The following is a 12,351-nucleotide window of genomic DNA, read 5'->3' on the forward strand; positions in this document are numbered from 1 at the left end:
CGCTTCCCCTCCCCCCTCCCCCCCCCCCCCCCCCCCCCCCCCCCCCCCCCCCCCCCCCCCCCCCCCCCCCCCCCCCCCCCCCCCCCCCCGGGGCGGTCTAGGAGTCGGCCGGGGTGTCGGTGAGTTCGATGCACGTGGCCGGGATCTTCGGGATCCGGTACCGCTTCTCGTCTTCGGCGATGCGGAAGCGGGTGTTGCGCGGGTCCCGGCGCAGCCGCTCGGTGGAGGCCTCGTCCAGCAGGAAGTCGAAGCGGCTTCCGGTGCGGTTGCGCTGCTGGACGGTGCCAGTCAGCAGCCGCAGGCAGGCCGGGGTGATCGTGGTGGTGATCCGTCCGATGCGGCCCGGGGCGATGACCGGGTGCTTGGCGGCGTCCAGCCGGATCAGGCGCTCGGCAGCTGCCTCCTGAACGGCGGCCAGCTCCCCGACCTCTGACAGTTGGCCGACGAAGGCGCGGATTTCGGCAAGGGTGGGCATGAGTGTGTCCCTTCTTCTGTTGCGTGGGATGAGCCGGGCGCGGTACGCCCGGCGGGAACCGGTGCGGGAAGGTGGGCCGGAGGGGCGGGCACCGGCTGCCGTGCCCGCCGAGTGCACGGCGGTCAGCCGAGCGGGTAGAGCACCAGGGCGGCGACGGCGTTGTCGGGGATCTGGCCGTACCGCTCACGCAGCTCGGCGTCCGCCGCGAGTTCGCTCTCCAGCGGGTAGACCTCGCCGGTGAGCTCGTAGGCCGGGGAGAAGCGGGCGTGCTTGTAGGCGCTGAACGGCGAGGCCTCGCCGTCCCGCTCGGACAGCCGGTAGCTGCCCTTGTCGTCCTGGCCGAGCTTCTCCAGCAGCAGCAGGTAGGCGGCCTGCTGGGGCGTGAGGTCCTCCCACAGGAAGCGGACCTCCATGCGGGCGTCGTTCCAGCCCTTCGGGTCGCGCATGTCGCGCTCGAAGGCGGCGGCGACGTGTGCGAACAGCACGTGGGCCGTCCGTGCCTTGGACACGGTGACCAGCTCCGACAGCCGCACCCGCTCGAACGGACTCTCGGGCAGCTTCACGCCCAGGAAGCTGGCCACGTCCTCGACCTCCTGCCGCTGCGCCCACTTGCCGTAGAAGCGGGGAAGGTCCAGCAGCACCCCGACCGCGAACCGCCAGGCCTCCTCCGGTAGGGCCTTGCTGCCGCGCACCAGCCGGGTGACGAACTCCTGGCGGGGCCCGGCGGCGGTCTTCCAGGCCCGGTTGCACGCGGTGACGCGGGCCCGCTCGGTGGCCTTCTCCTCGTCCTCGGCCGTCTTCTCCTTCTTCGGCTGAGGACGTGCCTTGTGGCCGTACTCGGCCGGGTCGGCGCAGAACCACACGGGCCGGTGCTCCTCGTCGAGCCGGGCGCTGTGGCCGGGGCAGCCGGAGTGGTTGTCCTCGGTCAGCGGGTTGCCCAGACCGGTAGTCAGCTCCGACAGCGGTCGGGCGGTGTCCTTCTCCCCGTAGGCCAACCGCGTGGGCAGCAGGGCGATGCCCCCGTTCTCCAGCGCCGCGATGGCCTCCTTGCGGGCGGTGCGGTCGGCCTGCTCGGCCTGGAGCAGCGCGAGTTCCTGGTCCCAGTGGCCGCGCCCGCCGCCCTCCTCCGCCTCGTCCCGGGCGAGCGCCCGCAGCAGCCGGTCCTGCGCGCCGGGCACGTCCTCGACCTCGGCGAGCTGGGCAATCTGCTCCAGATCCATGCCCCCGGCCGAGGCCCGGCGCAGCGTGGCGTCGTCGAGCTGCTGCGCACGACCGAGTCGCTTGCCGGTGCCGCGCTTGAGCCCCAGAGCGCGCGCGGCGTGCTTCTGCTCGACCTCGTCCATCCCGATCAGCGAGAGTTCGGCGGCCTTGAGGGTGTCCTTGGTCGACATGCCCTGGCGCTGGTGGTTCTCAATCAGGGACAGGAACCGCGTCCACGCGTCCCGGCCGACCAAGTCGGCGCGGACGTACGCCTTGATCTGCCGCTTCTCGTGCTCTTCCGTCTCGGCGGTGGCGTTGGCGATCTGTGCCGCCTGGGTGCGCCGCCAGCCCTTGAACGCGCCGTAGGTGCCGTCCGGGCGGGGTCGGACGCTGACCGGGTCCTGGACACCGACGGCCTTCACGGAGTTGATCAGGTCGTCGTCGGGCTCGGTGTCGTGCTCGCGGGCGTTGCACTCGTCGCGGACGATTGCGTCCGGGTCGAGCAGGACGGCGGTCAGGCTCGCCTCGTCAGTGTCGGCGGGCTCCGGTCCGGCCTTCTGGTCGGCGGCGGTGGTGGACGTGGTAGCTGTGGCCATTGCAGGCCTCCTTGTGCTGGGTTGACGGACGTTCAGCGGCGCCGAGAGGGAGCCGCCCTCCTCGACTGGTTCCATAATGCCTTCTCTATGGGGTGGGGCAACCGAATTTCTCAGCGCTGCCCCACCGTCAACGGCGCAGGTCAGAGCGCCCGGCGGCGCCGGGCTGCGTGCACGGAGCAGGCGAACACGGCACGCGTTCCGCCTCCGATGCGGGGGATGGATGCCACCTGCTCGTTGCAGGGCAAGCCGCAGTCGACGCACCTGCGGTCGTCATCAGCCGCGGGGGCCGGCGCGAGCGGCGGGGACAGGGCGGAGCGGGGCATGGCGAAACCTCCCTTTTGTGGGACCGAGGGACTGCCGTACGCACCTTGCGTAGGCAGGGCGTCGACGGTTACGCGGGTTGTCCGCCGGTGGCTTCGCGGCGGTGCTGTACCTCCGCACGGACACCGGGCCGTGCCCGGTGGTGAACCAGGCCGCTGGCGGTCGGTGAGCGTGGAATGTTCAGGGGTGTCCAGTGGGGTGTCTGGCTGGGCGCGGCGGCGGTCCTTTCGTGTGCTGGATCTCCCGGAGCGGTCGCGTCAGCGGCGGGGGCACCGGTCGGCGAAGTGCCAGGTGAAGGTGCGCCCGGAGGTCATCCCGTGCATGGGGCAGCCGGGTTCCAGGAGGTAGCCGCCGCAGTGCAGTGGGATGCAGATGCAGCGCGGGTCGGCGTCCAGGTGGGCGTGTACGTCGGGTTCGGGGTCGGGGAACACGGGGGTCTCCTTTGCCGGGCTGTGAAGGGCGGTTCTCAGGTGGGCCGCGTGCACGGAGCGGGCGGACACAGCACGTGCTCAGGCGCCGCGCTGGTGCTCGCCCGCGGCGGCGTTTTCGCCCTGCCTCGCCTTCTCCTCCGCGTCCGCCAGAAGCGCCCGCATCTCCTCGGCGCTCACGCGGCCGGTGACCTTGTCGTACGGGAGCTTCCCGCTGAACGAGTACTGCCGGTTGGCCTGCGAGATGATCGGCCCGGCCTCGGGTCCGCCGGGCACGGTGACCGTCTTCTTGTTGACCCGCAGGACCCCCAGCAGGCGGCTGCCGGAGCGCACGAAGTCGCCCGCCTTGAAGTCGCCCGGTCCCCACAGCTTCACGCCCTCGGCCTCGGCCTTTGCGATGACCTGCTCCCAGTTGCCGATCTCGTCGCACAGGTCGGCATGGTCGGCGTCGAGCCGGACGAGCGCCGCGACCAGGGCCTCAGGGGCGAGGTTCCCCGCCTCGGCGCTCTCGACCGTCTGGGCCTGCTGGCGCTCGATGCGGCGCCGCTCGGCCCTCAGGCGCTCCAGGCGGCGCAGTGTCACCCCCGGGTTCGTTCTGTGCTGCTCGTAGTGCTCGGCCGTGACCGCTCGGCCCGCGCAGCGGTCGGCCTCCGCCTGTTCCTCGGCGGCCTGGCCGAACAGCCTGTCCGCACGCTCCAGGTCGCGCATGTGCCGGTTGGCCGAGTAGTGGTCGACCTTCACTGGCTCGCCCGCGTACCCGCGCGTGATTTCGCGGCCTCGCTCCCACTTCGCGTCCGACGACGTCTGGAAGCGCTCGGCCTGCGCGCCGAAGTGCGCGGCGCGTCCGGCTGCCCGGTGGGCGCGGTCCTGCTCGGCCTCGGCGAAGGCCCGGCGGTGGGTCTCGTCGATCTCGACCGTCACCTGGTGGCCGACCCCCCGCAGGGCGTCGGCGGCCAGCTTGATCCGGTGCAGGTCGGCGCGGCGGTCGCGGGAGCCGCGCAGGTAGATGCCGATTGAGGGAGAGGCCCGGAAGTGGAACGGCTGGACCAGCGCGTACACACCGTCGCCCCTCACGGAGCCGGACAGGAGGGTTCCCTCGGCGCGGGTGTGGGTGATGGTGAGGGGGGCCTTCGCCGTATGCCCCTGCGTTTCGAGATCGGCGACGAGTTCGGCCGCCGGGCGCAGGACGGCGCTCCAGCATGTCGGTTCGGTGCAGGCGTACCAGGTTCCGGTGAAGCGCTGTTCGGGTGACTGGGCGCCGGTGTGCAGCGTCATGGGGCCGTGCTGGCGGCACTCGGGGGTGCTGGTCGCGTCGGTCACGTACGTGCCCTCTCTCGGTGCGGGTGTGGTGGTGGGCGGCCCGTCCCTTCCTCGGCGTATTCGGCCTGGTGGGCGGCGGGCCGCAGTACTCATGTTCCATAATACCTATCTGCTCGGAGGGGCAACCGACTTTCTCGGCGCAGCCCCACCCCGAAACGTGCAGATCAGGGCCTGGTCGGCGGGTCACCGAACGTGACCAGGATGCCGTCCGAACTGACGGCCACCGTCCGGCCCGGGCTGCTCAGGAGCCGTGCGTAGGCCTCCATGTCCTCGTCGTAGCACGCGACTTCGCGTTCGGGTGCCTCGATGCGGGCTCCGGGCCGGATCGCCCCCCAGGGCTCCAGCAGCCGTGCCACCTTGGCCGTACCCGGCTCCGGGCTGGGGTAGATGTGGAATCCCGGCGTCTGCGTGTAGTCGACGTCGTCCAGGCCGTAGGGCATGTGTCCGGCGGCGGCCAACTCCACGGCCAGGGCCCGGGGCTGCTCCTCTTCGATCAGGTCTTCCGACAGTCCCGGGAGGTCCAGGGACGCGACTTGGGCACGCCGGGCGGCGTCCGCCTCGCTGTTCGCGCTCTCGGCGATCCACTGGGCCCATTCCCGGTCGTCGTACGTGCGCACGCAGGCGCCGGTGAACTCGTCGACCAGGTCCCACCCATCGCCCCCGGTGGCGGGTGCAGTCCGGAACCTCGTGTCGGCCTGCCTGGCGGGGGGCTCGGCGAAGAACACGTAACCGCTGCCGTGCGGCTCCGTCGTTGCCAGTCCGGCTCGGCGCAGGGCGTCGGCCATGAACGGTGCCACGGCGCGGGAGGGCCCGTCGAGCGTGTGCCACCAGGCGACGGCGCACCGGGCGGTCAGCCCCAGCGGGCGGCGCACTGCCTGCTCGGAGATCGCCACCCCGCCCCGGGGGCGGTCGAGGAATCCGGACAGGGCGGCGTCGGCGCGGCGGAGCGTGGCCGGCTGAGGGGCGGTGCGCTCGCGCAGCTCGGCCAGGGCGGTGGCGTGCGCGGGCAGCAGCCGCTGCCGGATGTGGTCGGCCGTGTGCCGGGCGGCGGCCTTGGCCTGGGTCTCGCTGGGGCGCGGGCGGGGCTGGGCGGTGACCGTGATCGGCTTGACCTCGATGCCGTGCCCGGAGGCCTGCTCGGGCAGAACCGCGGTGACGGTAATCCGGGTCCGGGGGCGGTTGGTGACGAGTTCCAGGGCGCGGCCGTCGGCGTAGACGATCCACACCCGGCCGGGGTCGCCGTCCTGCTCGGTGCGGTCGGCGCCGAGCTGGTCGGCAACCGCACGTGCGAGCAACTCAAGGCCAGCGGGGGTGGACAGTTCCATGACGGGTCTCCTTCGTGGAAGGGGGCGGGTGGGGACTGGGGGCGGTGCGCCTACGGCGCGGGGGGCTTGGTGTCGCGGTGGGCGTCGTGGCGCTCGGCGTCGGCGCGGGCGTCGTCGGCGGTGTATCCGGTGTCGCACCAGGCGAGGTAGAGCTGCCCGGGCGGGGCGCCACAGGTCTCGCACTGCTCGTCGAAGTCCTCGGGCCGGAACGGCGGCAGGCTGCTCATGCCGGGACGTCCTTGATGCGCTCCGCCACCTGGCGGGCGGACAGAATCGGGATGGTCGTCATCAGCGCTGAACAGCTGGCCTCCCAGATCTGCCCCGGACTGGACGGGGAGATCTGGAAGTTGGTGGCCGGGCTGACCTGCCACGTGCGGCCGTGCGGGTCGGTGACGGTGTAGGTGAGGTACTGGGGGTCGTCCTGGCGGCCGTTGTCGCTCCAAGTGAGGCCGGCGGTGGTGAGGGCGCGGCCGAGCTGGGCGCAGCGTTCCGGGGTGGCGTGGGTGAACGTTGCCACGTGTCGTCTCTCCTCGTGATTAGGGGCACAGGGGGTGAGGCCGGGGGCCGGGGCGGCCTGTCGGTCGGCCACCCCGGGGCGCGGTCGTGTCGGCCTACGGGCGGGTGAGCTCGCGGTGGATGCGCTCGCTGGTCTCGTACGCCTCCCGGCGGGCCTGTTCGGCTGCGGCCTCCGGGCTGGCGGCGTAAACGATGTTGACGGTGCCGAAGGTCTCTTCGGCGTCCTCGCAGTACTGCTCGTGGACGTCGGCCCGTTCGCTCGGGTCGGCGGGGACCTCCTCCACGTGCCAGATGTCGACGTCGCCCCCGCCCTTCCACTGACCGACCACGAAGTACGCGCGGTCCCGGTCCCTCACATCGGCGGTGGGCCGGGCCAACCCCTCGTACTCCGAGCGGAAGAGCGCCAGGCGGCGGCCCTGCTCGGCGGCTGCGCCCGCGCTGATCTCGGCCCACTTCGGCAGGTACTCAGCGCGGTGCGCCAGACTCTCGCGCTCCGGCAAGAGCAGCAGCGCGAGCACCGGGTGCGGACGGGCGGTGAACCACCGGGCCAACGTCCACCAGGCGGCGAGACTGCGCGCGGCCTGGACCCGATGGGCCTCCGCCTCCTCCTGGTAGCGGGCCTGCGCCCGTTCCGCGTACGAGATCATCGCGTCCAGCCACTTCAGCAGCTGCGGGGTGTCGTGGCGACGGGCCGCGTGCTGGAGGCGGGCGAAGTCGCTGCGCGCGGCGTAGTCGCCGGCGCACGCGCGCAGGATGGCGGTCAGCGTCTGGCTGGCCTGCGGGGGCGCGGGCAGGTCGTCGGTGTCGACCAGGGACACCGGTCCCTGCCACCCCCAGGGCACGTCGGCGGAGTGGGCCAGTACCCGAACCGTGCTGCCCTGGTAAGCGCGACCGCGGATGCGCACGAGCGGCTCGGCGGGCAGTTCGCGCACGGCGCTGGCGGATCCGAGACTGGCCCGGACGGCGTCGAACTGGTCCCACCGGGCGGGGCTGTGGGTCGCGGTTACGTGAACGGTTCCCCTGGCGGCGCCGGTGAGGGCGTAGCGCACGCTGCCGGTGGCGTCCGCCTCGGACGGGACGGCGCGGACGGTGCCGGACGGGGTGGCAATGGTGATCACAGGGTGTCTCCTCATGGTGCCTACAGGAACGGGGGGTTGGCGGGGCATGCCCGGTCCTCAGCGGGGGGGGGGCTGGGCCGGTGGTCGGCTCAGCTCGTGACGGACGAGTCCGGCAGGAACGGCGCGGGGTACGCGCGGGCGGTGACGTCCGGCACCGAGGGCGGTGAAGAGCTGGGCGAACGCGAGGTGCGCGCGATGGCGCGCGGCCGTGATCGCTTCGCCTCCGGGGTAGGGCAGGGTGCGGCGGTCGGCACGGGCGGGCTGGTCGGGGTGCGGGCTCGTCACGGTGACTCCAGCGGGGCGACGGGTCGGGGGCCGGCTGCGCGCGGCGGGCCGGGGGTCCCGCGCGCCGTGGCGCGCGGGACATGGTCAGACGACGGGGCGGCGGCGGGCCTGCTCGTCCAGGCGGCGGACGTCGGGCGCGGGCTCCTCGAAGTGGCACCACGTGCGCCCCATGAAGTCCTCGGCGGTGTAGAAGTGCACTGTCCGGGTGCGGTCGCTTCCGCCTGCCGTGGTGTACGCGGCGGCGTACCAGTAGCCGTTGATGTTGAACGGAACGGCGTCCTCGGGCCACTCGTGCGGGATCGGGGTCAGGCTCGCCCGGTCGGCGTGGTGCAGGCGGCGGTCGGTGGTGAGGTCGACCACCATGAAGTGCTCCCGCTCCTTCGGCTGCCGCTCGCCGAACTCGTCTTCGTGCTCCCAGCAGGCGTCGCAGCGGCCGGACCATGTGCAGGGTAGGACGTACAGGGGGCGGTCGTGCATCTCGGTAAAGCGGCCGTGGTAGGTGACGTGGCTTCCGATGAACAACCGGGGCGCGGGTTCCTGTTCAGGCATGGGCGGCCTGCCAGGCCTTCGCGTTCCACTCGCGGGTCAGGTCGTCGGCGTACGCCACCTCGCGCGCGGCCTCGCCGTCCAGGGCGGCCACGACCAGGACGTTGCCCCGGATCTCGTCGGCGCGGCGCTGGGCGGCGGCGGCCTGCTCCTCGCGCTTGGCCTCGTCCTCCGGCACGCGCCGTACGAGGTGGATGTGCCGGTCGCTGGTGAAGATCACGACGTAGCGGCGGAAGTCCTCGATCCGCGACGGGCGGGCCGGGCCGGTCGTGGTGTCGGCCAGCGTCGCGCGGGCCTCGGCCAGCAGCTTCGCCACTTCCTCGGTCGCCTTCACGCCCGTGTCTCGCTTGGGCTGGTTGCGGCCGTAGTAGATGCGGGCCTTGTCGCGGACAGGGGCGAACTCCACCGGGGCGTAGATGCTGATGATCCGGCGCGCGTGGGCGTCGCGCTGGTCCCGCTCGGCCTGGGCGGCGCGCGCGGTGTCGGTCACCCTGCCCTGCTTCCAGCTCAGCGCGGTCGCGGCGCAGGACGTGCCGTAGTACACGACGTCTTCGACGGTGCCGTCCTCGTTCCCGTCTGCGTCCAGCGGCATCAGCGCGACCGTGCGCTTGAGTCCGCGGCGGCCGCAGCAACCGCACTCGTCGTAGTCGTCAACGATGCCTTTGATCTTCCACTTCGGGATGGGCATGAATGGCCTTCCGTAGGGCGGTGGGCGGGGTGTCGGCGTGGTGCACATACGCCGGCGCGGCCTGGGCGCTAAAGGAGCGGACGTGTTCTTGGCGCGCGGGCTGCTCCGCAGACGCGACGTGCTGCCGCTACGCGGCAGGGGCGGGTCGGGGAGCGCTCCGCGCTCCTGAGACGGGGTAAGCGCTCACCGCTCGGGCGGGGCGGCCGCTGCGGGCCTTAGGGGCCGGGCGGGCACCCGTGGGGGAGTTGGGGTGCCCGCCCGGCGGTCAGGGGGTCAGACCGTGGTGAGGGCGAATGCCTTCTCCATCAGGTCGTTCGCCGCTCCGCTGATGACCCTCTCGGCGCGGGCGGCCGTCTTCTCGGCGTCGGTCTTGCCCCGGGCCGGGGCGACGTGGTTGGCGTACTCGGTGAGCGCGTTGTATCCGGCCCACCGGGTGCCCCGGATACCGGCCTGGGTGTCGGCGTGCTCGAACAGATTCGAGATCGCCCCCCACCGCTGCCGCTGGTTGGTCTTGGTGCGGGCGCTGTCGCTGTCCTTGACCGGCCACAACTCGTCGACGACCGACTTCAGCTCGCTGAGAGTCATCTCGGCTTCGATCATGCGCTGTGCGGCCTTCTCGAACTCCTCGGCGTGCCGGAACGTCAGACCGAGGGCGGAACGGGCCTGGGCAATACGGGCCTTGGCTCCGGCGGTGTGCCGGACCACGAACGAGGAGCGGGCCCCCTGGATCGCCGCACGCAGCGTGTTCGCGCACACCACCCGGACCGGCGTCACGACGATGCGGAACGCGCTACCTCCGTCGTGGCTGTTGAACGCCGCGATGTACAGATCAACCTCGTCGTTCCCGCCGATCGTGAGGGTCTGCGGCATCTTCATGGTCAGGAACACCTGACGGCCGTCTTTGAGCGATCCGGCGGTCTCGAAGTGCGCGCCGGACTCGTCGGCCAGCAGGTTGAGGAACTCGGCGTGTTCCTCGTTCTGCACGGGGTGGTAGTCGCTGCCGACCACTCCGAGGGTCTGCGTGCGGCCGGTCTTCGGGTGGGTGCGCGCGGTCGCGAAGTGCTGCGGGACCTCCACGGGCGTGGTGCCGTCGGCCGTGATCTCGGTCGCAGTCAGGGGCAGCAGACGCACGTTCCACCCGGACAGAGACGCGATGCGCATGGCCTCCTCGGCGGTCATCGCACCGTCAGTGACGGTGCCCAGCTTGTGCCAGGCGCTCGTGTTGGCGGAGGCGAAAGCGGCGGTGCCGTCGGTGAACTGCTCGATCTCGTGAGCCACTGGGGCTTCCCTTCTGGTGACGAACTTTCGGCTGTTCGGTAGGGGGCCAACCGTTCCGAACTGGTTCCATAATACCTAACTCCGGGGGTGGGGCAACCGATTAAATCTCCGGGTACCCCACCCGGCGGCGCGGCCTACCAGTCCCCGTCGAACGCTTCGGGCTTCTCGTAGGCCTCGTGCATCGCCCATGCCTCACTCTCGGTCAGGATGCCGCACTCCGGCAGAGTTGCGCGCTCCTGAGCCGACCGTGTCCATCGGTCCCGGACGCACTGCATGCGCCCGTTCTCGCAGACGTGACAGTCGCTCACGGAGTCTCCCTCTGCCAGTGCTGGGGTAGTGCCGTGATGCTCCACGTGTGGACTCCGGTCAGTGTGGTAACGAACGCGCCGTTCCTGTACTCGCTGAGGCGGTAGAGCGCGGACACCCGTCCCCGTCGGCCCATCTCGCGGTCAATCCGCGTCACCCAGTACCGACCGTGCGCGCGCTCCTGCGACCCGTGGTAGCTGACCAACTGCCCGATGCTGGGGCCACTGTCCGCGTTCATGGCGGCGGACAGGTTGGACATTGCCGTGCCGAACGTGTGGGGCGGCAACGGCACGTCGGCCAGCGCGGGCCCGGTGTGCCCGGTCCGTACGCCAGAGATCCATCCCACCTCGAACAGGGGTCGGGCCAGCTCGCGCACGTCATGCGGGAATCCGGTGTTCTCGGGGAGCTGCTCCAGGGCGGCCCGGAAAGCTGCCTCCATCTGTTCTCGCTCTCCCTCGGTCGCCGGAATGGCGCGGTGGGTGGGCTCAATGCTCGTCATGCTCACAGTGACTTTCCCTCCGGTTGGTGTACGTGCTGGGGCTGTCCGGGGGGCCCGGTGGACCGGGCCCCCCGGAACCTCCTGTTACTTCAGTCCGCGCGTCCGCAGAAATTCACTGATGCGGAATGCGACGGCACGCACCGGAAGGGAAGCGCCCCGAATCGACCCGAGGATGCGCGGCCCGGTCTCACTCTCGTGAATGATGTTGAACTCGAAGCCTGCCGCGATGGGCAGCATGACGAGAATCCGACCGGCGTTGGTTTCGAACCGAATTGCCGTGGACTTCTCATCCTCGTTGTGCACAATCGTCGCCCCTGCGAGCAATTCCGGGCGAGGAAGGAAGTTTGCGATACGGCGGGCCTTTACGGCCTCGGGGGTCATGATTTCGCCCGTGCTCGCGGTCACCTTGCCTGCGCTGATGACGATCTCCACTTGTACGCCTCTCTGTTGACGAACTTTCGGCGGTTTCGAGAGGGAGCCACCCGAACTGGTTCCATAATACCTAACTTCTCCTCACTGGTCCACCCGCAACCTTGGCGCGCCGGCAGTCCTGGCCTCGCGCAACAACGACTGCAACAACCCGGGCACCAACCATGGCAACAACGGCTGCAACAACGGCTGCACCCAACCGTGATGCACTCCCGCATAACCCCTGATCAAATGGCCTACACCTGATGGTGAGTCTGCTGACTTCCCCTCGTCTGCTGCCCTTTCTGCCCCTGGGTGTAGATGATGTGTGGTGGTTGGGTGCGGTGTGGGAGCGGGTCTCGGGTCCTGGGCCGGTCGCTGCGCTGGCTTTGCCGTGGCGCGCGGCGACCATGGGCCGCCGCGTAACGGAGGGGGACAGAGCGCCCCGTACAAGCCTTCGGCGCTGCTGGCGCGGTGCTTGGTTCCGCCGTCTGGCCCTGAGGGTCGTTCGGCTCCGGCACTTCGGCACTGCCGAGTTCCGCCATTTTCCTTATCGCGGATCCCGTTTTGTAGCTGCGTTATCCAACGGGGGCGGAAATGCCCAGACACTATTCCGATCTATGGATGCCGCTTCGGCCAAGTGGGGTGCCGAGCGGCGGTGTGGAGGGTGTGCCGAGTTTTCCCCACTGCTACATGCTGCATCATCTTGATGCGTGCGCTGCCCACACGAGCCGCAACCCCTTCCCCCTAGCCAGCCTGAGCCCGCGTCAGCGGGCTCTCATGCCCTGGAGGCGAAGCCGGAAGGGCAGGCCGCGTACAGTGCGGCCAACTCGCCCTGCAACGCAGGGCGTTGCCATTACGGGGCTGGAGCGCAGCGGAGGCCCCGCTGATTCGAGGCGAAGCCTCGAACTCGGGCCGCAACGCGGCCCGTTGAGCGAGCAAAGCGAGCGATCCCGACCCGCGGAGCGGGTCGGGCAACTGCCCTGCGAAGCAGGGCAGTTCGCTTGCACATCGCGCAGCGATGTGGTACCCGCTCCGCGGG

The 12,351-nt window shown here is 71.0% G+C and carries 15 protein-coding genes; all 15 read right to left on the reverse strand.

Features of this window, described 5'->3' with window-relative positions; genetic code table 11:
- Nucleotides 1–97: 97 nt before the first annotated feature.
- The 15 genes from AC0699_RS35085 to AC0699_RS35155 all read right to left on the reverse strand — a co-directional run bounded on the left by AC0699_RS35085 (nt 98) and on the right by AC0699_RS35155 (nt 11,333).
- Entirely contained in the window at nt 98–475 is a 378-nt protein-coding gene (locus tag AC0699_RS35085; RefSeq protein ID WP_478668736.1) for a hypothetical protein, read from the reverse strand.
- Between the two features lie 122 nt (nt 476–597).
- The gene (locus tag AC0699_RS35090) at nt 598–2,271 is read right to left on the reverse strand and encodes a ParB/RepB/Spo0J family partition protein (RefSeq protein ID WP_478668738.1); all 1,674 of its coding nucleotides are present in this window, start codon (nt 2,269–2,271) and stop codon (nt 598–600) included.
- Between the two features lie 578 nt (nt 2,272–2,849).
- On the reverse strand, nt 2,850–3,023 hold the full coding sequence (locus tag AC0699_RS35095) for a hypothetical protein (RefSeq protein WP_478668740.1): 174 nt from the start codon (nt 3,021–3,023) through the stop codon (nt 2,850–2,852).
- Between the two features lie 78 nt (nt 3,024–3,101).
- On the reverse strand, nt 3,102–4,340 hold the full coding sequence (locus AC0699_RS35100; protein WP_478668742.1) for a DUF3560 domain-containing protein: 1,239 nt from the start codon (nt 4,338–4,340) through the stop codon (nt 3,102–3,104).
- A gap of 164 nt (nt 4,341–4,504) precedes the next feature.
- Nucleotides 4,505–5,665, reverse strand: a complete 1,161-nt coding sequence (locus tag AC0699_RS35105) for a hypothetical protein (protein WP_478668744.1) — start codon at nt 5,663–5,665, stop codon at nt 4,505–4,507.
- A 50-nt stretch (nt 5,666–5,715) separates the two neighbouring features.
- Nucleotides 5,716–5,892, reverse strand: coding sequence for a hypothetical protein (locus AC0699_RS35110; RefSeq protein WP_478668746.1), 177 nt, complete (start codon nt 5,890–5,892; stop codon nt 5,716–5,718).
- On the reverse strand, nt 5,889–6,182 hold the full coding sequence (locus AC0699_RS35115) for a hypothetical protein (protein WP_478668748.1): 294 nt from the start codon (nt 6,180–6,182) through the stop codon (nt 5,889–5,891). The genes AC0699_RS35110 and AC0699_RS35115 overlap by 4 nt, the downstream gene beginning before the upstream one ends.
- A 94-nt stretch (nt 6,183–6,276) precedes the next feature.
- On the reverse strand, nt 6,277–7,299 hold the full coding sequence (locus tag AC0699_RS35120; protein ID WP_478668750.1) for a hypothetical protein: 1,023 nt from the start codon (nt 7,297–7,299) through the stop codon (nt 6,277–6,279).
- Between the two features lie 57 nt (nt 7,300–7,356).
- Complete coding sequence (locus AC0699_RS35125; protein ID WP_478668752.1) at nt 7,357–7,584, reverse strand: hypothetical protein; 228 nt, start codon at nt 7,582–7,584, stop codon at nt 7,357–7,359.
- 84 nt (nt 7,585–7,668) lie between these two features.
- Nucleotides 7,669–8,133 (reverse strand): hypothetical protein, encoded by a 465-nt coding sequence (locus AC0699_RS35130; protein WP_478668754.1) that lies wholly within the window; start codon nt 8,131–8,133, stop codon nt 7,669–7,671.
- Nucleotides 8,126–8,818, reverse strand: a complete 693-nt coding sequence (locus AC0699_RS35135; RefSeq protein ID WP_478668756.1) for a hypothetical protein — start codon at nt 8,816–8,818, stop codon at nt 8,126–8,128. Before AC0699_RS35135 ends, AC0699_RS35130 begins: the two co-directional genes overlap by 8 nt.
- A gap of 273 nt (nt 8,819–9,091) precedes the next feature.
- Entirely contained in the window at nt 9,092–10,096 is a 1,005-nt protein-coding gene (locus AC0699_RS35140) for a DUF932 domain-containing protein (RefSeq protein ID WP_478668758.1), read from the reverse strand.
- 134 nt (nt 10,097–10,230) lie between these two features.
- On the reverse strand, nt 10,231–10,404 hold the full coding sequence (locus AC0699_RS35145) for a hypothetical protein (RefSeq protein ID WP_478668761.1): 174 nt from the start codon (nt 10,402–10,404) through the stop codon (nt 10,231–10,233).
- Nucleotides 10,401–10,901, reverse strand: coding sequence for a hypothetical protein (locus AC0699_RS35150; protein ID WP_478668763.1), 501 nt, complete (start codon nt 10,899–10,901; stop codon nt 10,401–10,403). The genes AC0699_RS35145 and AC0699_RS35150 overlap by 4 nt, the downstream gene beginning before the upstream one ends.
- Nucleotides 10,902–10,985: 84 nt before the next feature.
- The gene (locus AC0699_RS35155; RefSeq protein WP_478668765.1) at nt 10,986–11,333 is read right to left on the reverse strand and encodes a hypothetical protein; all 348 of its coding nucleotides are present in this window, start codon (nt 11,331–11,333) and stop codon (nt 10,986–10,988) included.
- Between the last annotated feature and the right edge of the window lie 1,018 nt (nt 11,334–12,351).

The organism is Streptomyces sp. NPDC043870 (assembly GCF_056435785.1).

Bases quoted from the DNA above. Each gene is read 5' to 3' on its own strand.
- AC0699_RS35085 (WP_478668736.1), bottom strand. From the start codon at position 475: ATGCCCACCCTTGCCGAAATCCGCGCCTTCGTCGGCCAACTGTCAGAG.
- AC0699_RS35090 (WP_478668738.1), bottom strand. From the start codon at position 2,271: ATGGCCACAGCTACCACGTCCACCACCGCCGCCGACCAGAAGGCCGGA.
- AC0699_RS35105 (WP_478668744.1), bottom strand. From the start codon at position 5,665: ATGGAACTGTCCACCCCCGCTGGCCTTGAGTTGCTCGCACGTGCGGTT.
- AC0699_RS35110 (WP_478668746.1), bottom strand. From the start codon at position 5,892: ATGAGCAGCCTGCCGCCGTTCCGGCCCGAGGACTTCGACGAGCAGTGC.
- AC0699_RS35130 (WP_478668754.1), bottom strand. From the start codon at position 8,133: ATGCCTGAACAGGAACCCGCGCCCCGGTTGTTCATCGGAAGCCACGTC.
- AC0699_RS35135 (WP_478668756.1), bottom strand. From the start codon at position 8,818: ATGCCCATCCCGAAGTGGAAGATCAAAGGCATCGTTGACGACTACGAC.
- AC0699_RS35150 (WP_478668763.1), bottom strand. From the start codon at position 10,901: ATGACGAGCATTGAGCCCACCCACCGCGCCATTCCGGCGACCGAGGGA.